This is a genomic window from Streptomyces sp. NPDC002403, assembly GCF_053593015.1.
In genome coordinates this window covers 70502-91535 of the sequence record NZ_JBSFBQ010000024.1, presented here as the reverse complement: position 1 = coordinate 91535, position 21034 = coordinate 70502, and the positions used below count along the sequence as shown (strand labels likewise).

Below are 21034 nucleotides of genomic sequence, written 5' to 3'. Positions count from 1 at the left end.
CTCTGCTGCGGGTGACCGGTGGGTTCCGGGGCGGCCGGTGTCCGGCGCGGCTCTCACGCGATGAGCAGCGACAGCCCGCCGATGGTGTACGTGATCATCAGGACCAGCAACGGGAGTTGCCCCGCGACGGCGCGGCCGGGCGGGAAGAGGCGCACGGACCGGTCGTGGGCGGCGATGACGCCGAGTACGTGGCCGAGGACGATCGCGGCGACCTGGAGCGTGGCGACCCCGCCGGGGCCCAGGAGCGGCTCGGGCGGAGCGGGGTTGTCGGTGCCGGATGCCACCATGACCGTGCGTGGCCCTTCGGTGACGAAGAGCGTGAAGTAGTGGGCGACGAGATAGCCGAGCGCGATCGGGACGAGCGAGTGGGCGAAGGCGGTGAGCGGGTGGCTCAGTCGACCGGAGATCAGCCGGACGGCACCGGTGCACAGGGCGTAGAGGGCGGCGACGAGGGCGACGGCTCCCAGGAGTCCGAGCGTGGCCGCGGTGGTGCGGCCCAGGGGTGAGGTCTGGACGGTGGTGATCCAGGACGGGGAGTCGGAGAAGCCGTCGTAGGCGGTGGAGCCGAGCATGACGCAGACAGTGGCGACGAGTCCGGGGATCTGCGGGGTGGCGTCGAGTCCGTTGAACGGCGAGCGGAGCACGAGGCGGCGGTCGGCGGGGCGGCGGCCGAGCGGGGAGAGCCGGGCGAGCAGTCCCGAGTAGACCTCGAAGGCGTCCGCCCGGTCGAACCACCCGGCGCCGTAGCGGGCGGCGCCCACGAGGTGGACGGCGGTGTGGAGCGAGAGGAAGAGCAGGAGGGCGGTGGCCGACGCGGGGTCGGGGGCGACGAGTTCGAGCCAGGTGAAGGCGAGCAGCCCCGCGGCGGCCGGCCACAGACCGAGCCGTACGGGCAGGGGCCGGCCCGCGGCGGGGTCGCGGCCCAGCACGCGGCAGCCGAGGAGGTGGACGGTGCGCAGCGGGTTGAGCAGCCGCCAGACGGGACCGAGGAGGAGCGATGCGGGCACCAGCCCGACCCAGAGGAGTACGTATACGGCCCCGGGGCCCGGGTTGCGGTCCGGGTCGTCCGGGCCCAGGAGGAGGTTGAGCGTGACGTACAGGGCGGCGGCGAGGCCGAGTGCGCGCAGGGCGGTACGGGTGGGGCGGGCGTCGGCGAGGCGCTGGAGGACGGACGGGAGCGGGCGGCCCGCCCGGTCGCCGCGGAAGCGGGGGGCGGACCAGAGCAGACCGAGCGCGAGGAAGGAGACGAAGAGCGCGGCGAAGGCACCGGCGAAGGCGTAGAAGGGGGAGAGCGGGAGGTCGTGCTGGGCGCCGATGCCGTGGGCGAGGACGCTCACCGTACGACGAGTTGGGTCAGGAGCAGGTCGGACTCATGGGTCTCGACCTCGAAGAGCCCGCTGCGGTCGGCGGTGAAGGTGAGGGTGACGGTCTTGCCCGCGGGCAGCCGGGCCTCCTTGTCGTAGCCGTGGACATGGAGGGTGTCGGCGCGGTCGCTGCGGACCCGGAGCCGGACGGTCCGGCCCTTCTTGATCTCGGTGCGGCCGGGGTCCGGGCTGACCTTGCCGTGGGAGACGACGATCTCAAGTGTGGTGTCGGGAGAGGGTGTTGCGGGTCGGCTCTCCTCGGGGGCGGAGGGAGCGGCGAGGGAGGCGGTGGCCTGGACGGGGGTGGAGTTCACGGCCCAGGCGGTGTGGTCGTCGGCGTAGAGCCGTGCGGTGAGGCCGGTGCCGCCGCCGGCGGCGCGGACGAGGGAGGCGGGGAGGTGGAACCAGGAGCCGTAGACGCGGGCGAGGGGGTGGCCGTCGAGGAACAGCCGGGCGTGGCCGCGCCCGGGGAGCGCGGCGCCGCCCACGCTGTCCGGAGTGAATCTGAAGTTCCGCACGGAGAGATGGACGTTCCACCCGTCCTCGGAGTCGGGTCGCACGGCGACCGTCACCGCGGGGGCGCCCTCGGCGTCGACCTGGCGCAGCCGGTTGCCGGAACCGTCGTCGGCGGCGAGCAGCCGGCCGACGCCGCCGACGGCCTGCTCATGGCTGGTGCCGGGTTTGTGGTGGGTGGTGGCCCGCCCGCCGCAGGCACTCGCCCCGAACACGAGGGCGCCCGCGGTGAGGACGGTGACGGCGGCAACGACCGGACGGGTGGGCCGGAGCGGCCGGCCGGGCCGCGACGGTGTGCTGGAACCCTTCACGATGCGTCTCCTTCCGGGGCGGAACCCGGAGTCGGGGCGGGGCCCGTGGCCGGGGCAGCGGCGAGGACCGGGGTCCCGGTCTCCTCCGGCGGGGTGCGGTCCGCGTGGCGGGCGGCGGCGATCACGGCCCACACCACCCAGACCACGCCGAGCAGTCCCCGTACCCAGGCCGGGCTGAGCGGGATCCACGGGATCATGAACACGGCCTTGTCCACGGCGTCCAGCAGCGTGAGCGCACCCAGCACCACCGTGGTCCAGCCGAGCCAGGGCCGTTGCCTCCGGAGCACGAGACCGATGCCGGTCCACCACAGCCCCGTCAGCAGCAGTGCCAGCGCGGGCACATAGGTGGCGGCCAGCCCCGTCGTCGATCCGGCCACATCGAGCCCGAGGCCGATCGCGCCGAGCACCGTGGCCACCGCGGCGGGCCGGCTGCCGCGCAGCCTGCGCCACCACAGCACCCCGCCGACCAGCACCAGTACCACCGCGACCGCCAGCGCCATCTGCACCTCGATGCGCTCGATGCCCCGCGCCCCGTACCAGTCGCAGCCGGCCGGCAGCCGGCGCGCCTGCACGTTGTAGTCGGCGCAGACCAGCAGCTGGGCGAGCTTGACCGGTTCGCCGACGAGCCGGTCGGTACGCACGGACACGTCACCGCGCGCGGAACCGCAGGCGGGCAGGGCGCGCGGGGAGGACGGCCCGGCGTCCGCCTGCCAGCAGTTGCCCTCGCCCTGGCCGTCCCACCACACATCGGTGCGGTTGGGCCGGGAGTTGCCCGCCTTGTCCCTGCCGAGGTGGTTGCCCGCGTAACGGTTGTGGTGCGAGGTGTCGGCCTGCTTGGCCAGTGCGCCCTCACCGCGGATGAAGGCGGGCACGGCGGTCAGGACGAAGGCGGCGCGCTGCTGCCCGTAGATCCAGTTGTTCTCGTACAGATTCCAGTTGCCGCCCGCGGTGATGATGCCGGAGCCGGGCGGCATGGAGATCTGCGGGCAGACGACCCCCTCCTCGTAGCCCCGGTCCACCGGCGGTTTGGCGCAGGTGCCGTCGGCGACGTAGGGGTAGTAGTCGGCGTTGTTGTCGTGGATCAGGTTGCGTTCGAAGCGGGCGTGGTTCTGCGGCAGTCCGGGGTGGCCGGGGAAGGCGCTGTCCATGGAGGCGCCGCCCATGTTGTGGTCGAACTCGTTGTCGTGGACATAGACGGAGTCGCCCGCGGTGCCGGAGTAGCCGACCATGTTGTGGTGGCTTCGGCAGCCGGTGATCTCGATGGAGTAGCGCGGCACGTCGTAGCCGTGGGCGTCGTTGATGTTCGACGCGCTGCCGGGGTAGATGCCGGAGTCGCCGTTTCCGTACGACTCGCAGTTCTTGTACAGCCCGTGGTCGCTCGCGAAGGTCAGGAAGCCGTACTCGTCGTTCCACCGGGTGAGGACGGAGTCGATGACGAAGCCGTCCTGCGCCAGCACGTACAGGGAGTTGAAGGTGGTGCGCTGCGCGGTGAAGTTCCGGAAGTAGATGCCGTCGGAGCCGTCCGCGCGGATCGCGTTGAGCTTCTGGTACTTGGCGTCGACGACCACGTCCGTGCGCTCCGCGCCGGTGCCCTCGATCTGCAGGTCCTTCTTGCCGAGGATCGCCACCAGGTTCTGGTTGTGCGGGCACCGCCGCTGCTGCGCGTACGACAGGATCTGGTAGCCGAGCTTGGAGTTGGGCGCCTTCAGCCGGGCGCACTCCCCGGTCGGCCTGGGCAGCGAGGGCTCCTCCTCGTACAGGCCGGGCAGGACGGCTATGTTCATGCCGGGCCTGTCGACCGCGTCGACCGCCTGCTGCAGATGGCGGTAGCCGGACTCCTGGCACCGGTCGAAGAGCTTCAGGTTCCGAGTCCTCAGCCCCTCCGGGAAGCGGGACACCCGGCGTTCGAAGTCCGCCCGGTCGCTCTTGCAGACCAGCAGATCGGGTTCCCCGGTGCGGTACACGGGGACGCTGCCGGTTCCGTCGGGCAGGGTGACCGGACGTTCCTCGTGCGCCTGGGCGGCCGGGGCCGCGAGGAGGGCGGCGGCGAGCGCCGCCAGGACCACCAGAAGTCTTCGTGTCCACGACATGTGCGGGAGAGTAGAGCATTGTTCAACTTTTTGAACCCCCTCGCGCATCACGAATGCCGTTGACTCGCCCCGATCCAATTCCTACGGTTACCCATAGGATTCCTTCGGCACCGGGAGCGCACATGAGCGGCAACGAGCAGGCGAGGAAGACGGCGGAGGCGCTGGAGCATTCCGCCGGTTTCGGCAATCAGCACAGCTCGGAGGCGGTCGCGGGGGCGCTGCCGCACGGCCGCAACTCCCCCCAGCGCGCGCCCCTCGGGCTCTACGCGGAGCAGCTGAGCGGCTCGGCCTTCACCGAACCGCGGGCCCACAACCGCCGTTCCTGGCTCTACCGGATCCGTCCGTCGGCCGCCCATCCCCCGTTCACCCGGATCGGCAACGGGGCGGTCCGGACCGCCCCGTTCACCGAATCCGTGCCGGACCCCAACCGGCTGCGCTGGGATCCGCTCCCCGAGCCCACGCCCGGGACCGACTTCCTCGCGGGCCTGTGGACCCTCGGCGGCAACGGCGACGCGGCGCAGCGCACCGGCATGGCCGTGCACGTCTATCACGCCGACACCTCCATGACGGACCGGGTGTTCAGCGACTCGGACGGCGAGCTGCTGATCGTCCCGGAGCGCGGCGGTCTGCTGCTCCGTACCGAACTGGGCCTGCTGCGTGCCGAACCGGGGCATGTCGCGCTGATCCCGCGCGGCGTCCGTTTCCGCGTGGAGCTGCTCGACGCCACCGCCCGCGGCTATGTCTGCGAGAACTACGGCCAGCCGTTCACCCTCCCCGACCTCGGCCCGATCGGCGCCAACGGCCTGGCCAACGCCCGGGACTTCCTCGCCCCGGTCGCCGCGTACGAGGACGACGACCGCCCGGTGGAGGTGATCAACAAGTTCTGCGGGAACCTCTGGTCGGCGACCTACGACCACTCGCCGCTCGATGTGGTCGCCTGGCACGGCAACCACACCCCGTACGTCTACGACCTGCACCGCTTCAATGTCATCGGCTCGATCAGCTACGACCACCCCGACCCGTCGATCTTCACGGTGCTGACCTCGCCGTCCGACACCCCCGGTCTGGCCGGTGTCGACTTCGTCGTCTTCGCGCCGCGCTGGCTGGTCGGCGAGGACACCTTCCGGCCGCCGTACTTCCACCGCAATGTGATGAGCGAGTACATGGGCCTGATCCAGGGCGCGTACGACGCGAAGACGGCCGGCAAGGGCGGTTTCGTCCCGGGTGGCGGTTCGCTCCACAACATGATGTCGGCGCACGGCCCGGACCGGGAGACCTTCGACCGGGCGAGCGGGGCGGAGCTGAAGCCGCAGAAGATCGACGACGGCCTCGCCTTCATGTTCGAGACCCGCTGGCCGGTGACGGCGACGCAGCAGGCGGCGACCGCCGGACACCTGCAGCACGGCTACGACGACGTGTGGCAGGGTCTGAGCCGCAACTTCAGGCCGTAGGCGACACCGCCGCTCCTCATCCGGCCCGGTCCGAACGAAAGGCCCCAGGTGCCTCAGACGCCCAAGATCCCCACGGGGCCGGCCTTCGCCCCCGACTCGCTGGTCCTGAACCGCAAGCTGCCGCTGTGGTACCAGGTCTCGCAGTCGTTGCGCGCCTCGATACTGGGCCGCGCCAAGGACGCCTCGGCGCGGCTGCCGACCGAGGAGCAGCTCGCCGCGCACTACGGCGTCAGCGTCCTGACGATGCGCCAGGCGCTCAAGGAGCTGGAGACGGAAGGGCTGATCAGCAGGCACCGGCGGCGCGGCACCTTCATCGAGCCGCGCGCCCGCCGGGTGTCGCCGGTCCGGCTGCTGGGTTCGATCGACGCGATCGTGGCCCAGCAGTCGGGCGAGCGGACCTCGGTGCTCGGCCACGGACCGGTCGCCGTACCGGGGGATCTCACCGAGTACTTCCCCGACTGCGCGGAGCTGGTCAGCTACCGCCGGCTGCGCCGCGACGGGGAGAGCGACGAGCCCACCAACTGGGCGGAGAACGTGGTGCGTCCCGAGATCGCGGCCCGCCTCGACGTCGCCGATCTCGAACGCTGGCCGATGACCAAGGTGCTGCGCGACCGGGTCGGCGTCCGCATCGCGCGCATCACCGACACGGTCGAGGCGCGCCTGGCCGACCCGGCGACCGCCGAGCTCCTCCAGGTCCCGCTGCTGAGCCCGATCCTGTTCTACACGGGCGTCACGTACGACGAGAGCGGCCAGGTGGTCGACGTGGCGCAGATCCGCTACCGGGGTGACCGGTTCTCCTTCTCGGTCACCGTGGAAGCGCACTGACGCACTGCCTCGCGCCGCGGGGGCGCGGCTACGATGCCCCGGAAGGCGGGCGGACGTGGCGACGGGGAGGGCGACACGGTGGCAGCACGGGCGGCGGGCGGCTCCGGTGACGGCCAGGACACGGACGCCCCGCTTCTGGACGACCTCATGCCCTGGTCCGTACGACCGCTGCGCATCGGCCGCCCCTGGGTGATGGCCCCCGATGCCGCCTCCCTCAGAGCGCGCTGGGAGCGGCTGGTGCGGGCCCCGGAGGGCGAGCGCGAGCGGCTGTTCCGGGCGACCCGTGCCCGTACCCCGCGGACCCCGGTGGCCGCGCTGCCCGGACAGGCCACCGGTACCGGCCGGTTCGCCCGCGAGGAGGGGCCGTGCCCCGAGCCGGTACGGATCGCGCACGGCCCGTTCGACGAGCAGTGGCTGCTCCCCGACCACCGGCTGATCGACGCCGCCCGCCCCGAGCTGTGGCGGGTCGCCGACGGGCACCAGCTCTTCGCCGTGGAGCACGGGTACGTGCCCCAGGACACCGGCCCCGCCCTGTCCGTGACGGCGCTGCTGCCGGACGGCCACTCCCCCGCGGGCCGGCCCGGCCGGATCCGGCCGCTCCACCGGCGCCCCGGGGGCCATGAACCCAACCTGGCCCCCGGGCTGCTCGGCCTGTTGCGCGCCCGCCACGGGGAGTCGGTGACCGCCCGTTCGGTGCTGGCGTGGGCGCTCGCGGCGGCCCGCCGCTCCCCCGCCGGATGCGTGGTCCCGCTGCCCGCCGACACCGCGCGGTGGTCGGCCGGGGTGGAGCTGGGGCAGGAACTGCTGCGCTTGCAGCTGAGGGGCGCCCGCGGCGGCGAGCGCCCGCGGCTGCCCGGCGGGCGGCGGCCCTATGTGCGGGCCGCGATTCCGCCCGTACCGGCCGGCCTGGCCTACGACCCGGACGGCGAGACGCTCACGCTGGGGACGGGCCGGATCTCGCCGGTGCCGGCCGGGGCGTGGGAGTTCCGGGTGGGCGGGGTGCGGATGCTGGAGCTCTGGTTCGAGCGGCGGTCGGCGGCCGGGGCGAAGGGCGCGGACGGCCTGGAGGCGCTCCGGCCCCGGGCCTGGCCCCAGGAGTGGACCTCGGAGCTGCTGGAGCTGATCGCACTGCTCGCCCTGCTGGACGGACTCCGGCCCCGGCAGGAGTCGCTCGCCGGCGGTCCGCGGATCACGGCCGCCGATCTCCGCGCGGCGGGCGTCCTGCCCGTCCCGGCCGCGGCCCGGCGGCCCGCGTCGGTGCTCGGCCATCAGGAGGAGGGCCCGGACGGGCAGTTCGCACTGCTGTGAGGGAGCCGGGCGGGGCTACCGGTCGAAGGAGTCCAGCACCCGGTGGAGCGCCCGGTCGAAGACCCCTTCCAGATCGATCGGCCCCGGGTCCTCGGCGAATCCCGCCGCCATCCGCGGATACTTCCCGGTCGCGATCTGGCTGATCAGATAGCCGGTGCGCACGGCGTTCTCCTGCTCCTCGGACCAGGGCAGCGACCTGCTGCGCTCCGCCGTGGCGATCTCGTTGGCCACATAGGTGGTCACCACGCCGTTGACCATCGCGATGAGTTCCATCTTCTCGCCGAACCGTGCGTCGACCCCGTCCAGGCAGCTGAGCGCGTACTCCAGGTAGCGCAGGGCGTTGGGGCTGAAGCCGTACACGGGTGACATCAGCCGGGGGGCCCAGGTGTGGCGGTGCATCATCGCGCGGGCCTGGTGGGCGAGTGCGACGAGGTCGGCGCGCCAGTCGCCGGACGGTTCGGGGTATTCGTACCCGCCGCTGACCGCGTCGAGCATCAGCTCGTACAGGTCCTCCTTGCGCGGCACGTAGTTGTAGAGCGACATCGTGCCGCAGCCGAGCTCCGCCGCGACCTTGCGCATGGACACCGCGTCCAGGCCCTCCGCATCGGCGACGCGGACGGCGGCCGCCGCGATGTCCGCTCGGCTGAACGCGGGCCTGGGGCCGCGGCCCGCACGCTCGGGGCGTGCCCAGATCACTTCGGGTACAGCGGGTCGCCCCACCATCGATCATCACCTCGCCCACCATCGTAGTTACGTACAGCGTACGTAGTGCGGTACGGTGGGCGCATGAAAACTACGTACGCTGTACTTAGTGAGGGTCTGGAGAAGCGCTACGGCGATGTCCACGCGCTGCGCGGGCTCGATCTCGCGGTCACCGAGGGCACCGTCTGCGGAGTGCTGGGGCCGAACGGCGCGGGCAAGACCACCGCCGTCCGGGTGCTCACCACGCTCACGACGCCGGACGGCGGCAGCGCCCTGGTCGCGGGCCACGACGTGGTGCGCGAGGCGGCCTCCGTCCGTGCCGCGATCGGGGTCACCGGGCAGGACGCCTCGGTCGACGGGGAGCTGTCCGGCCGGCAGAACCTGCGGCTCTTCGCCAAGCTGCAACGGTTCCGCGGCGAGGCGGCCCGCACCCGCGCCGACGAACTCCTGGAGCGCTTCGAGCTGACCGAGGCGGCCGACCGCCCGGCCCGCACCTACTCGGGCGGCATGCGCCGCCGCCTCGATCTCGCCGCCAGCCTGCTGACCCGCCCGCGGGTGCTCTTCCTGGACGAGCCCACCACCGGCCTCGACCCGCACAGCCGCAACCAGATCTGGGCGGCGGTGAGGGAGCTGGCCGACCGGGGCACCACCGTGCTGCTCACCACGCAGTATCTGGAGGAGGCCGATCAGCTGGCCGACGACATCGTGCTGATCGACCGGGGCCGGGCCGCCCACCGCGGCACCCCCGCCGAGCTGAAGTCCCGGATCGGGAGTTACGCCGAGGTGGTCGTCCCCCACGAGTCGGCGCTGGTCCCGGCGGCCGGCGTGCTCGACCAGCTCACCGGCTCCGAGCCGGTGCTCGACCACGAACGCCGCACCGTGGGCGCCGTCGCGTCCGACACGACGCTCACCCTCCCCCGGATCGTCCGCGAGCTCGACGCGGCGGGCGTCCCCGTGATCGACGCGAGTCTGCGCCCGCCGACGCTCGACGAGGTCTTTCTCCGCCTGACCGACCGCGGCGACGGCCGCACCTCCCCGCCACCGAAGGAGACGGCAGCATGAGCAGCACGACACTGGTCCGGGAGCGACCCGCCACGACCGCCACGAGCACCCCCGTCGCCGACTCCCTGGCCGTACTGGGCCGCCACCTCCAGCGGATCAAGGCGGCGCCGGGCGTGGTGATCCTGACCCAGACCATGCCGATCACGATGCTGCTGTTCTTCGGATACGTGTTCGGCAGCGCACTGGCCATGCCCGGCCAGGAGTACCGCGCGTTCCTGGTGCCGGGCCTGCTGGCGGCGACGGCGGCGAACGGCATCATGGTCGGGATGTTCCAGGCCTCGCAGGACTGCCACCGCGGGGTGATGGACCGGTTCCGTACGCTGCCGATGAGCCGGCCCGCCGTGCCGCTCGGCCAGACCGCCGCCGATCTGCTGACCACGGCCATCGGCATGGTCCCGCTGATCCTCGTCGGACTCGCGGTCGGCTGGCGGATCGAGGGCGGGCCGCTCGCCGCCCTGGGCGGCTTCGGCCTGCTGCTGCTCCTGCGGTTCGCCACGTCGTGGCTGGGCTGCTGGCTGGGCCTGCTGATCCGCAACGAGGAGATCGCCGGTCAGCTGGGCAGCGCCACGTTCATCCTGCCGCTGCTGTCGAGCGCGTACATCCCGACCGACAATCTGCCGGGCTGGCTGCGGACGGTCGCGGAGTGGAACCCGATCAGCGCCATGGCCGCGGCCACCCGTGACCTGTTCGGCAACGCGTCCCCGGCGGCCGACGCCGCCTGGCCGGTCGCCCACCCGGTCGCCGGGACGCTCGCCTGGTCGGCGGTGCTCCTCGCGGTGTTCGTACCGCTGTCCGTACGGCGTCACGCGCGCGGCGGCGAGTGACGACCGCGCGCTCCGGGGCAGCGCGCGGGACCGGTCCGGGGCCGGTCGCGACGAGTCCGGCATCCCGGTCCGCCGCCGCCCCTCGGGCATCCGGTGAACACACCGAAGCGCTGCCGTGGGCCCTGGGGATGACGGGAGGGCGGACAGCAGCGCAGCGCCGGGACGGTGTGTTCGCACACGGCCCCGAGCGGGGGGCCGGGCGACGGACCCTGGCCGGGGAGCCCGGGCGGAGGACCGGTGGGCGGTCGTGACGGGCCGTCGGGTCAGCGGCGGCTGCCGAAGAGCGAACGCCTCAGTCGTCGCAGCGGCGCGAAGAGCGAGACGCGCGCGCTCTTGCTCCGGTGACGACGGGCGGCATCGCGCGAGGTGAGCTCGCGCATCAGCAGTGTCGCCTCCGCGGCTTCCCGCTGCGGCACGGCAGGGCCGCCGAGCACCGCGAGATGGCGGTCGAGGCGCGAACTCGTCGCACCGCTCCCGCAGGTGATCGCAGGCACACGCGGCCTGCTCCGCATCGCTATCTGTTCCATGTCACTCCCCACCCGTACGAGGGCACCCGGCCCGGGCAGGTTAACCCTATCGCCCCGCGACGACACTCGTGTATCCCGGGCGGGGGATTGCGCACTCGCATACGGAGGTTGACACCTCATTCACGAATCCGCCCGATTTCAGGGCGACTTGGACAGAACGGAAACGGATGGAGGCACTCCGCCCGGGGTCCCGCCACGGACCCCGGGCCCGCCTTCGCACCCCACCGGACGGAGACCCCGGCGAACAGGGGCCCCCTGCCCGCCGGACGGCCGGACGGACCCGGCGGATGCGCCGGTCGTGTCAGGCCGCCGAGTTGAGAGCGGGCAGGTAGCCGCCCGACTGTCCGGCGGCGGTGGGGTGGTAGGACTCACCGATGTTCAGCCAGTTGACGCTGTGCAGCCAGGCACTTCCGGAGCAGATCTCATGGCCGGTGAACCTGCCCGCGACATCGGCGAAGGAGAAGCCGTGGTCGGCCGCGCGCTTGGCGGTGGTCGTATTGAGGAGGTCGGCCGCCCCGTTGATCGCGGTGCGCACCTTGTCGCTCAGGCCGACGGCACAGCTGCCGCCGATCTTGTAGAAGCGCGGATAGCCGAGGACGACGACACGGGCGGACGGCGCCTTGGCGTGGATCGCCGTGTACACCGAGTCGAGGTTGCCGGGCAGGGTGGACTCGACATAGCTGCGGGCCGTGGCGATCCGGTCGAGACAGGTGGCCTCGGACTGGAGGACACAGGTCGTCATGACATCGGCGAAACCGGCGTCGTTGCCGCCGATGGAGATCGAGACGAGGTCGGTCGAGGAGCTGAGGGGGCCGAGCTGATTGGCCTTCACATCACCCGTACGAGCACCCGAGCAAGCGGCGAAGGAGAACGAGGCGGGCGAGTTGGCGGCGGCCCAGAGGGCCGGATACGCCTTGGTGCTGCGCTTGCAGTCACCACTGGCGCTGTCGTAACTGCCGGATCCGACACCCGAGGAGTACGAGTCGCCGAGGGCAACGTAGTCGACGGCCTGAACAGACGTGGCGGCACTGGCGGTGGCCGCTCCGGTCAGAGCGAGTACGGCACCGAGCAGGAGCGAGGACGAGAGCGCCGCGAGTCTGGACATCTTCATGGAACCTCCCTTGGACCGACCGGTGGGATCTCCGCGCGGTCTGCCGAGTCCGTGGTAGCAGTACCGACACCTCCACCGGAAGTGTGCATGCCAACTTGTTCTCCGTGATTCGAGCTCCCCTGCGCGCCCCTTGAGCCCCCGTCATGTCCGGTGCCGCCGCCGGAAAAGGGGAGGAAGGCAGTGAAACCCTGGTGCGCCGGGTACCCCCGTGCCGGATCATGGGCGCCATGTCCGCCACCCCTGAGTCCGCGCTCCCGATCCGGCTCAACGTCGACGACAGCGATTCCCCGTCGGATGTCGTGGACGCGCTGTTCCTCGGCCGCTTCGCGACGGGCGAGCAGCCGTACTCGCACAGTTCCTCGCTGGAACGCGTCAAGGCCGGGGCGACCCTGCTGCCGCCGGCCGCCAAGGTGCTGCGCGCCGCCCGCGACGACGACCGCAGTGCCACGCTCGCCGAGGGCGACGGCTGGACGCTGCTCGTCTCGCGGTGGAACCGCGGCGCCGATGTCACGGTCACCGCGACCAGCCCGGAACTGGCCCAGCAGGTCCTCGGCCAGGCGACCGACGGCGCCCTGGACGAGCCCGAACCCCAGCCGGAGAACGTGACGATGGGCTTCTGGTACGTCTCCCCGCGCCGCGGCCCGCACCGCACCACCCGGCAGATCGCCGCCGGTACCTGGGACGAGGTCCGGGGCAACTACACGGCACCGGTGGCCGATGCCATGGACCGGCTGATGAAGGTCACGCCCGACGACATCTCGGGCCGGCTGCTCCTGCTGCACGGGCCGCCGGGAACCGGCAAGACCTCCGCGCTGCGCACGCTCGCGCGCTCGTGGCGGGACTGGTGCCAGGTCGACTGCGTGCTCGATCCCGAGCGGCTCTTCAACGACGTCGGCTATCTGATGGACATCGCGATCGGCGAGGACGACGGCACGTCCAGGGGCCGGTGGCGGCTGCTGCTCCTGGAGGACTGCGACGAGCTGATCCGCGGCGAGGCCAAGCACACCGCGGGCCAGGCGCTGTCCCGGCTGCTGAACCTCACCGACGGGCTGCTCGGGCAGGGCCGCAACGTGCTGGTGGGCGTCACCACCAACGAGGACCTGGAGCGGCTCCATCCGGCCGTGGTCAGGCCCGGCCGCTGCCTCGCCAGGATCGAGGTGGGCTCACTGACCCGCAAGGAGGCGGTGGCCTGGCTGGGCACGGAGAAAGGACTCGGCCGCGAGGGCGCGACGCTCGCCGAGCTGTACGCGCTGCGGCGCGGAAGCGGTCCCGCGTCGGTGCCGAAGCAGGACTCCGGGGCGGACGCGGGCCTGTATCTGTGAACCGGGCACGGACGCGGGCCCGCAGCCCTCGGCCGGCACGGACGCGGGCCCGGGGCTCCGGCCCCGGCACGCTCACCCCGCCCCGTACACCGCCCGTACCGCGTCCTGTGCCAGGGACAGCGCCTCGTCCCGGGACAGGCCCAGCCGCCGCGCCTGCTCCGCGTACTCCTGGGCCGCGGCCGCCGCATGACGGTCCGCCGCGTCACCGGCGGCGGCGACGAACGTGCCGTTGCGCCCTCGGGTCTCGATCACCCCGTCGGCCTCCAGCGCGCGGTACGCCTTCGCGACGGTGTTCGCGGCGAGGCCGAGCTCCTCGGCGAAACCGCGTACCGTCGGGAGTCTGAAGCCGACGGGAAGCGCGCCGGAGCGGGCCAGTTCGGAGATCTGCGTACGCAGTTGCTCGTACGGGGCGGTACCGGCATCGGGATCAAGAACGATCTTCAGGGTCACGCCCCGATTCTCCCCCACGTCCGCTCCCCCGACGGAAACTCAGGGGCGACCGGTGGCGGCCCCCGCGTAACGTCCGGCCCATGACTGTCATCGTTCGCGACTTCGCCCCCGCAGACGCGGAGGACTGGGTACGGATCCGGCGTGCCGCCCTGCCCTTCATGGTGACGACGCCCGAGTGCGTCACCTTCGAACTGGCCTCGGCCCACCCGGACAAGCGCGCCCGACTGCTGGTCGCCGAGGAGGACGGGGAGCTCATCGGGACCGCGCAGGTCGGCCTCGTCCACGACAGCCCCGAACCCGGTCAGGGGTTCTGCAACACGTACACGCATCCGGACCGCACCGGGCGCGGGGCGGGTGCGCTGCTGCTGCGCACGGCCGAGGAGTACCTGGCGCGGGAAGGCGCGACCTCGGTCTACACCTGGGTGCTCGACACCCCGCCGAACCGGGCCTTCGCCGAGCGGCACGGCTACGCGCCGAGCCGTCCGGCGCACTTCCTCCACCTCGACCTGGCCGGCGGATCGCTGCCGCCCCGTCAGGAGCCGCCGCCCGGCGTCGAGCTGCGTACCGCAGCGGACTTCAGGGACGACCCGCACCCGCTCTTCGAGGCGGACGCCGAGACCACGGCCGACGAGCCGAGCGACACCCCGATGGAACTGACCGACTACGAGGACTGGCTCAACCACACCTGGCGCTCCCCCGCGCTCGACCACGAACTCACCTCGGTCGCGCTGGTGGACGGGGAGGTGGCGGCGTTCAGCGCCGCGGAGACCGACGGCCTGACCCGGTACATGTCCGGGATGACCGGTACCCGCCGGGCGTACCGCAACCGGGGCCTGGCCAAGCTCGCCAAGAACGACTCGCTGCACCGGGCGCGCGCCGCCGGGTACACGGACGCGTACACCGGCAATGACGCGGACAACGGACCGATGCTGGCGATCAACCAGTGGTTCGGTTACGAGATCTGTGCCACGGAGGTGCGCCATGTCCGCAGGATCGGCTGAGACCACGCTGGAGGTCGCCCTGGTGAAGGCCGGGCGGACCAAGATCCGGTATCCGGCGGACGTGGTCCGCGACGACGGGGTGCGGGTCACGGTGCGTGCGCCGTGGGCGGCGCCCGGGGTCCGTGACTTCGGCTTCGTACGGTTCGAGCCGGGCGATGTCTTCACCGAGCACTACTGGCGCGACCGCTGGTTCGCCGTGAAGGAGGTCCGTACCGGCGAGGGCGGACTCAAGGGCTGGTACTGCGACATCACCCGCCCCGCGGTGCTGCGGGACGGACAGCTCCTGGTGGAGGACCTCGACCTCGATCTGTGGGTGTCGGCGGACGGCTCGTCCGTACTGCGCCTGGACGAGGACGAGTTCGAGGAGAGCGGTCTCGCCGGACGCGATCCGGCGGCGGCCGGGGCTGCGCGCCGGGCACTGGACGAGCTGGAACACCTGGCCCGCACGGAGGGCCTCGCGTCGTTGCTGGTCTGACACCCGCGGCCGGCGCTCCCCGGCCTCGCCCGGACGCGGAGCGTCAGCTCCCGAAGCCTCATGTCGACGAGGTCGGCATGAGGCGGGCAGCGCCCTGCCCCGATCCGCCCGGCCCGTCCGGACTCAGCCGCCCGCCGCTGCCGCCCGGGGCAGCCTCGCCTCGGCGGCGTCGAGGAGCAGTTCCAGCGCGAACGGATAGCCGCTGAGCATCATGTCGTCGGCCAGCAGCCTTACGGTGGCGGCGATATGGGGGTGGGTGCTCGCGTCCAGGCGTCCGTAGCGTTGCTGCCACACCTGGAGGTCGGCCGCCTGCGCGGAAGCCGGCAGGGCGAGCGCGGCCGAGTCCAGGGCCGCGAAGGCGAGCGCCTGATCCACGAAGGCGTGGTAGATCCGTACCGCTTCCCGGTCGGGGAAGCCCGCCGACCGGAGTATGCCGAGGACCGCCTCCACGGCCTGTATCTCGTTGCTCCGCCCGGTCGTCCGGTGTGCCGCCAGCAGGGCGGCCTGCGGGTGCGCCTGGTAGGAGGCGTGGACGCGCAGACCCAGCTCGCACAGGTCGCCGCGCCATTGGCCGGTGGGTCGCCAGCCCTGCTGGGCACGGCCGATGAGCTCGTCGGCGACCGCCAGCAGCAGATCGTCGGTGCTGTGGAAGTACCGGTAGAGCGCACTGGGATCGGCGCCCAGTGCGGCGCCCAGCCGCCGGACCGTCAGGGCATCCGCACCGTGCTGGCCGACCAGTCTCAGAGCCGTATCCACGATGACCCGCTCGGACAGTACTGTGCCCTGTTTTGTCGGCCTTCTGCGCCGCCGCTGCGACTCCGGAACCACACGCTCATCCATGCGCGGAGCTTATGACAACACCATTGACGTGTGAAAGGGGCAACGGTTTCATGGCCTGCCATCCGGGCCCTCCGCCCACCTTCCCCCTGAGCAAGGCGACGACCGTTGGTGGTACCAGTGAAGAACACAAGCGCCACGCCGGACAGCGGCGGCCAAGCCCCGCAGGCCGCGATGCGCAAGTCCATAGGCGTCATCGACGGCATCGTCCTCGCCGCGTCGAGCACCGCGGCCACCAGCAGCATCGGCATCGGACTCGGCCTGATGGCGACCATCGTCGGCCTGCACCTGCCGGCGATCATGCTGCTGGCGTTCCTGCCCGTGCTCGGCATAGCCGGCGGATACGGCCGGCTCAACCGCGTCGAACCGAACGCGGGCAGCAGTTACAAGTGGGTCGGCCGCATCTTCAGCCCCTGGCTGGGCTTCCTGACCGGCTGGGTCAACGTCGTCGGCACCATCGTGTTCATGGCCTACACCACCACGATCACAGGCTCGGCGATCATCCAGCTGCTGGGCCAGGCCACCCTCCACAGCGTCGGCGGCCTGACCCTCGATCCGGACTCCACCCTCCAGTCCACCCTGCTCGGCATGGCCGTCCTGGTCGCCGCCGCGCTGGTCGCGGTACGCGGACTCGACCTCGCGGCGCGTCTCCAGAAGTACCTGCTGATCTTCGAGTACGGCGTGCTGCTCGCGTTCTGCGGCTACGGTCTGTTCGCCGGTGACCAGCCCTTCTCGCTCCAGTGGTTCAACCCCTTCGACATCCCCTCGGCCGCCGCCCTCGCCCAGGGCATGGTGCTCGCGGTCTTCTGCTACTGGGGCTTCGAATCGGTCTTCAGCGTCGGCGAAGAGGTCGGCGACCCGCGGGACGCCTCCCGCGGCGGGTTCATCGCACTGACCGTCATGCTGCTTCTCTTCCTGCTCGCCGGCACCGCCTTCCAGCGGGTCCTGCCCCTGGACGAACTGGCCGACAACGGCGCGCAGGGACTTGCCTACTTCGGCACCAAGCTCGCCGACCAGCCACTGGCCGCCCTGCCACTCATCGCCCTCATGTTCTCCGCGGTGGCATCGCTCCAGGCCTCGGTCATCCCCACCGCCCGCGGGATGTACGCGATGGGCCGGGACGGCGTTCTCGGCCCCGTCTGGACGCGACTGCACCCCAGGCACAGAACCCCGGCCGCCGGCACCCTGCTGATCACCGCGATCTCCCTGGCCCTCGCCGCACTGGCACTGATCATCCCCACCGTCAACGATCTGATCTTCGCCGCCGTCAACGCGATCGGCATCGTCGTCGCCCTCTACTACGCCCTCACCGCCGCGGCCGCCGCGGTGCGCTTCCGCCACCTGCTGCGCACCTCACCGCTGGAGTCCCTGCGCGCCGTCGTCGGTCCGGTGCTGGGCGCGCTCACGCTGCTCGCCACCGGCGGCTACCTCGCCTGGACCTTCTACCGCTCCACCGATCACTTCGAGATCTCCGCCGACAACGGATGGTTCGCGCTGCTCGTCCCGGTCCTGATGATCGGCTCCGGGCTGCTGGCCGCCGCGTGGGCCCGCTGGCACCACCGGTCGCCCTACTTCATCCCGGCCCGCGTCCCCTCCGTGGACGGCGAGCCCAGCACCGCCGTGTGACCGGCGCACCGCCGACCCGCGGTGCGGACCGTGACACCTCGTTCCCCCCAGCGGTCCCCCGGACCGCCGAACCACCAGGAGCACCTCCCATGACCCAGGCCGATCTGGTCTTCACCCAAGGCCCCGTGCACACCGGCGACCCCGCCCGCACCCGGGCGAGCAGCCTCGCCGTCACCGGTGAGCGGATCTCGGCCGTCGGCCATGACGAGGTGCGGGAACTGATCGGCCCGAAGACCGAAGTGGTCGACCTCGGAGGCAGGCTGCTGCTCCCCGGCTTCCAGGATTCCCACATCCACGCCGTCTACGGCGGCCTGGAGCTCGCCGAGTGCGACCTCAGCGGCACCGTGGGGGTCGACGAATATCTGCGCCTCCTCCACGAGTTCGCCCGGACCCACCCCGACAGCACCTGGATCACCGGCGGCGGCTGGTCCATGGAGAGCTTCGAGGGCGGCCTTCCGACCCGGCAACTGCTCGACTCGGTCGTGCCGGACCGGCCGGTGTACTTGGTCAACCGCGACCACCACGGCGCCTGGGCCAACACTCGTGCGCTCGAACTCGCGGGCGTCGACCGGGACACCCCGGACCCCTGCGACGGCCGGATCGAGCGGGAGGGCGACGGCACACCGAGCGGCGTCCTCCAGGAAGGCGCCACCGGTCTGGTGGCGCGGCTGGTGCCCGCGAAGACCGCCGCCGACCGCCTCGACGGCCTGCTGCGCGCCCAGCGGCTGCTCCACTCGCTCGGAATCACCGGCTGGCAGGACGCCCTGCTCGGCGTGTTCAACGGCCAGCCCGACCCCTCCGACGCGTATCTCAGCGCCGCCCGCGAGGGAACTCTCACCGCCCGGGTCAACGGTGCGCTCTGGTGGGACCGCGCCCGGGGCGCCGACCAGATCCCGGAGCTGGTCTCCCGCCGCGAGAAGCTGGCCCACGGCCGGTTCCGGGCCGGCTCGGTGAAGATCATGCAGGACGGCATCGCGGAGAACTTCACCGCCGCGATGACCACCCCCTACCTGGACGGCTGCGGCTGCGCCACCGCCAATAGCGGCCTGAGCTTCGTCGACCCGGTCGCGCTGCGCGCGTACGTCACCGAGCTCGACGCGCTCGACTTCCAGGTGCACTTCCACGCTCTCGGCGACCGTGCGGTGCGCGAGGCACTGGACGCGGTCGAGGCGGCCCGCACCGCCAATGGCCGCCGGGCCACCCGGCACCACCTCGCTCATCTGCAGGTGGTCCACCCCGACGACATCCCGCGTTTCGCCGGGCTCGGGGCGATAGCCAACATCCAGCCGCTCTGGGCCTCTCACGAGCCTCAGATGGACGAACTGACCATCCCCTACCTCGGCCCCGAGCGCGCCGCCCGGCAGTACCCCTTCGGATCCCTGCTGAGAGCCGGTGCCACGCTCGCGGCAGGCAGCGACTGGTCCGTGAGCAGCCCCGACCCGCTCGCCGGGATCCATGTCGCCGTCAACCGGATGCAGCCCGGGGCGACCGACGGCCGGGTCTTCCTGCCCGAGCAGCGGCTCGACCTCGCCACCGCCGTCGCCGCGTACACCGCCGGCTCGGCCCACGTCAACGGCACGGACGACGCCGGGACGCTGCGGCCGGGCAACCTCGCCGACCTGGTGGTCCTCGACCGGGACATCTTCACCGGGCCGGCCGAGGAGATCCACACGGCCAGGGTCCTGCAGACCTATGTCGGGGGATCGCGGGTGTACTCCGCCGCCTGACGGACGCACCTGTGGCCCCGGCCGCCCCCGTGCCCGACTCCCAAGCCCCTCCGATTCACCTTGTAAGGACCCTCCCATGAACGACCTCACCGACCTCGCCCATCTGCCGGCCACCGAGGCCCTGCGCCGCTTCCGTGACCGCTCCCTCTCACCGGTCGAGCTGATGACCGCGATCATCGCGCGTGCGGAAGCCGTCGAGCCGAAGATCAACGCCCTGGCCGAGCAGACCTTCGAGGAAGCACTCGCCGCCGCCCGCGAGGCCGAAGCCCGTTACGGGGGCAGGGGCGAGGCACCCCGCGCGCTGGAGGGCCTGGCCGTCGCGACGAAGGAGGAGCAGCCCATCGCGGGTCGCCTCAGCACGGACGGCTCGCTGGCGTTCCGGCATGAGATCGCCGAGCGGACGCACCCGGTGATCGAGCGGGTCCAGGCCGCCGGCGGCATCGTGCACGCCCGGACCACGACCCCGGAGTTCAGCTGCGCGGGTTACACCCAGTCCCGGCTGTGGGGCGTCACCCGGAACCCGTGGAACACGGAGTTCACTCCGGGCGGCTCCTCGGGCGGTGCGGGCGCCGCGCTCGCGGCGGGCGAGACGACGCTCGCGACCGGCTCCGACATCGGCGGCTCGATCCGCATACCCGCTTCGTGCACGGGCACGGTCGGCTTCAAGCCGCCCTACGGGCGCGTGCCGGCGATGGCGCCCTTCAACCTCGACACGTACTGCCACGACGGCCCGATGGCGCGCACCGTCGCCGACTGCGCCCTGCTGGAGAACGTCATCGCGGGGCCCCACCCGCTGGACGCCGTCTCGCTGCGGTCCGAACTCGTCCTGCCCGAGCGGTTCGAGAGCGCCGAGGGCCTGCGAGTGGCGCTCTCGGTCACCCTCGGGGACTGGCCGGTCGATCCCGAGGTCGAGGCCAACACCCGCGCGGTGGCGGAGGCGCTGCGCGCGGCCGGTGCCGTCGTCGAGGAGGTGGAGGTCCCCATCATGCGGGCGGACGTGATGGAGGCCGCGATGATCCACTTCGGCTCGATCTTCGGCCCGTACATCGCTTCGGTCGCCGCCGAGCACGGTGACCTGCTCACCACGTACGCGCTCGACTTCGCCCGGCGGGCCGCCGAGGCCGTCCGGGAGCCCGGCAGCTTCCTCCGGGGCCTCGAACTCGAAGCCGGGGTGCAGACGACGCTCGGTGTACTGCTGGACCGCTACGACGTCCTGCTGTGCCCGACGACCGCCGTCCCGGCGCTCGGGGCGGACGACGACCACCTCTCGACCGAGGTCGTGATCAACGGCGTCGCACTGGACTTCTACCTGGAATCCGCGATGACCACCCCGTTCAACATGGCCAGCCGTTGTCCGGTGCTGAGCGTGCCGTCCGGCTTCGCCTCGACCGGTGTGCCGACCGGGGTGCAGGTCGTCGGACGCACCTATGACGACACCACGGTGTTCCGCGTCGCGCGGGCCATCGAGTCCGCCCGGCCCTGGAACCGCACCCCGGTCCTCTGAACCG

The 21034-nt window shown here is 72.1% G+C and carries 19 protein-coding genes; 11 read left to right on the top strand and 8 right to left on the bottom strand.

What is annotated here, in order from left to right:
* Positions 1-53 precede the first annotated feature (53 nt).
* From ACWCPY_RS24745 to ACWCPY_RS24735, 3 genes are read right to left on the bottom strand one after another with little or no spacing between them, the layout of a single operon-like run.
* Entirely contained in the window at positions 54-1337 is a 1284-nt protein-coding gene (locus tag ACWCPY_RS24745) for a hypothetical protein (protein WP_451268328.1), read from the bottom strand.
* Positions 1334-2188, bottom strand: a complete 855-nt coding sequence (locus ACWCPY_RS24740; RefSeq protein WP_451268326.1) for a hypothetical protein — start codon at positions 2186-2188, stop codon at positions 1334-1336. Before ACWCPY_RS24740 ends, ACWCPY_RS24745 begins: the two co-directional genes overlap by 4 nt.
* On the bottom strand, positions 2185-4278 hold the full coding sequence (locus ACWCPY_RS24735) for a right-handed parallel beta-helix repeat-containing protein (RefSeq protein ID WP_451268324.1): 2094 nt from the start codon (positions 4276-4278) through the stop codon (positions 2185-2187). Before ACWCPY_RS24735 ends, ACWCPY_RS24740 begins: the two co-directional genes overlap by 4 nt.
* Positions 4279-4400: 122 nt before the next feature.
* Here ACWCPY_RS24735 and hmgA point away from each other — a divergent pair, with 122 nt between their 5' ends.
* The 3 genes from hmgA to ACWCPY_RS24720 all read left to right on the top strand — a co-directional run bounded on the left by hmgA (position 4401) and on the right by ACWCPY_RS24720 (position 7862).
* Positions 4401-5729 carry a homogentisate 1,2-dioxygenase gene (gene hmgA / locus ACWCPY_RS24730; protein WP_451268322.1) on the top strand — a complete coding sequence of 443 codons (1329 nt, stop codon included), beginning with the start codon at positions 4401-4403 and terminating at the stop codon, positions 5727-5729.
* A gap of 48 nt (positions 5730-5777) precedes the next feature.
* Complete coding sequence (locus ACWCPY_RS24725; protein WP_451268320.1) at positions 5778-6554, top strand: GntR family transcriptional regulator; 777 nt, start codon at positions 5778-5780, stop codon at positions 6552-6554.
* 78 nt (positions 6555-6632) lie between these two features.
* Positions 6633-7862, top strand: a complete 1230-nt coding sequence (locus tag ACWCPY_RS24720; RefSeq protein ID WP_451268318.1) for a type ISP restriction/modification enzyme — start codon at positions 6633-6635, stop codon at positions 7860-7862.
* A 15-nt stretch (positions 7863-7877) separates the two neighbouring features.
* Here the strand turns inward: ACWCPY_RS24720 and ACWCPY_RS24715 are convergent, their stop codons facing one another.
* Positions 7878-8585, bottom strand: coding sequence for a TetR/AcrR family transcriptional regulator (locus tag ACWCPY_RS24715; protein WP_451268316.1), 708 nt, complete (start codon positions 8583-8585; stop codon positions 7878-7880).
* 63 nt (positions 8586-8648) lie between these two features.
* On the opposite strand from ACWCPY_RS24715, the gene ACWCPY_RS24710 reads away from it, so the two are divergent.
* Both ACWCPY_RS24710 and ACWCPY_RS24705 read left to right on the top strand, forming a co-directional pair.
* Positions 8649-9626 carry an ATP-binding cassette domain-containing protein gene (locus tag ACWCPY_RS24710; protein WP_451268314.1) on the top strand — a complete coding sequence of 326 codons (978 nt, stop codon included), beginning with the start codon at positions 8649-8651 and terminating at the stop codon, positions 9624-9626.
* Positions 9623-10450 carry an ABC transporter permease gene (locus ACWCPY_RS24705; RefSeq protein WP_451268312.1) on the top strand — a complete coding sequence of 276 codons (828 nt, stop codon included), beginning with the start codon at positions 9623-9625 and terminating at the stop codon, positions 10448-10450. The genes ACWCPY_RS24710 and ACWCPY_RS24705 overlap by 4 nt, the downstream gene beginning before the upstream one ends.
* A gap of 263 nt (positions 10451-10713) precedes the next feature.
* Here ACWCPY_RS24705 and ACWCPY_RS24700 read toward each other — a convergent pair whose 3' ends face one another.
* Both ACWCPY_RS24700 and ACWCPY_RS24695 read right to left on the bottom strand, forming a co-directional pair.
* Entirely contained in the window at positions 10714-10977 is a 264-nt protein-coding gene (locus ACWCPY_RS24700; protein WP_451268310.1) for a hypothetical protein, read from the bottom strand.
* Between the two features lie 301 nt (positions 10978-11278).
* Positions 11279-12088, bottom strand: a complete 810-nt coding sequence (locus tag ACWCPY_RS24695) for an SGNH/GDSL hydrolase family protein (protein ID WP_451268308.1) — start codon at positions 12086-12088, stop codon at positions 11279-11281.
* Positions 12089-12315: 227 nt separating this feature from the next.
* Between ACWCPY_RS24695 and ACWCPY_RS24690 the strand changes: the two genes are divergently transcribed.
* Positions 12316-13410, top strand: coding sequence for a DUF5925 domain-containing protein (locus ACWCPY_RS24690; RefSeq protein WP_451268306.1), 1095 nt, complete (start codon positions 12316-12318; stop codon positions 13408-13410).
* A gap of 72 nt (positions 13411-13482) precedes the next feature.
* Here the strand turns inward: ACWCPY_RS24690 and ACWCPY_RS24685 are convergent, their stop codons facing one another.
* Complete coding sequence (locus ACWCPY_RS24685) at positions 13483-13860, bottom strand: GntR family transcriptional regulator (RefSeq protein ID WP_451268304.1); 378 nt, start codon at positions 13858-13860, stop codon at positions 13483-13485.
* An 80-nt stretch (positions 13861-13940) separates the two neighbouring features.
* Between ACWCPY_RS24685 and ACWCPY_RS24680 the strand changes: the two genes are divergently transcribed.
* Both ACWCPY_RS24680 and ACWCPY_RS24675 read left to right on the top strand, forming a co-directional pair.
* Positions 13941-14861, top strand: coding sequence for an N-acetyltransferase family protein (locus ACWCPY_RS24680; RefSeq protein WP_451268302.1), 921 nt, complete (start codon positions 13941-13943; stop codon positions 14859-14861).
* The gene (locus ACWCPY_RS24675) at positions 14842-15336 is read left to right on the top strand and encodes a DUF402 domain-containing protein (protein WP_451268300.1); all 495 of its coding nucleotides are present in this window, start codon (positions 14842-14844) and stop codon (positions 15334-15336) included. The genes ACWCPY_RS24680 and ACWCPY_RS24675 overlap by 20 nt, the downstream gene beginning before the upstream one ends.
* A gap of 123 nt (positions 15337-15459) precedes the next feature.
* Here ACWCPY_RS24675 and ACWCPY_RS24670 read toward each other — a convergent pair whose 3' ends face one another.
* Positions 15460-16176: a TetR/AcrR family transcriptional regulator gene (locus ACWCPY_RS24670; RefSeq protein ID WP_451268296.1), complete on the bottom strand. Its 717-nt coding sequence runs from the start codon at positions 16174-16176 to the stop codon at positions 15460-15462.
* A 171-nt stretch (positions 16177-16347) separates the two neighbouring features.
* Here ACWCPY_RS24670 and ACWCPY_RS24665 point away from each other — a divergent pair, with 171 nt between their 5' ends.
* The 3 genes from ACWCPY_RS24665 to ACWCPY_RS24655 all read left to right on the top strand — a co-directional run bounded on the left by ACWCPY_RS24665 (position 16348) and on the right by ACWCPY_RS24655 (position 21030).
* Positions 16348-17799, top strand: coding sequence for an APC family permease (locus ACWCPY_RS24665; RefSeq protein ID WP_451268379.1), 1452 nt, complete (start codon positions 16348-16350; stop codon positions 17797-17799).
* 89 nt (positions 17800-17888) lie between these two features.
* Entirely contained in the window at positions 17889-19526 is a 1638-nt protein-coding gene (locus ACWCPY_RS24660) for an amidohydrolase (protein WP_451268294.1), read from the top strand.
* Positions 19527-19602: 76 nt separating this feature from the next.
* A complete protein-coding gene (locus ACWCPY_RS24655) occupies positions 19603-21030 on the top strand; it encodes an amidase (protein WP_451268292.1) in 1428 nt (475 codons plus the stop codon).
* Positions 21031-21034: the final 4 nt, after the last annotated feature.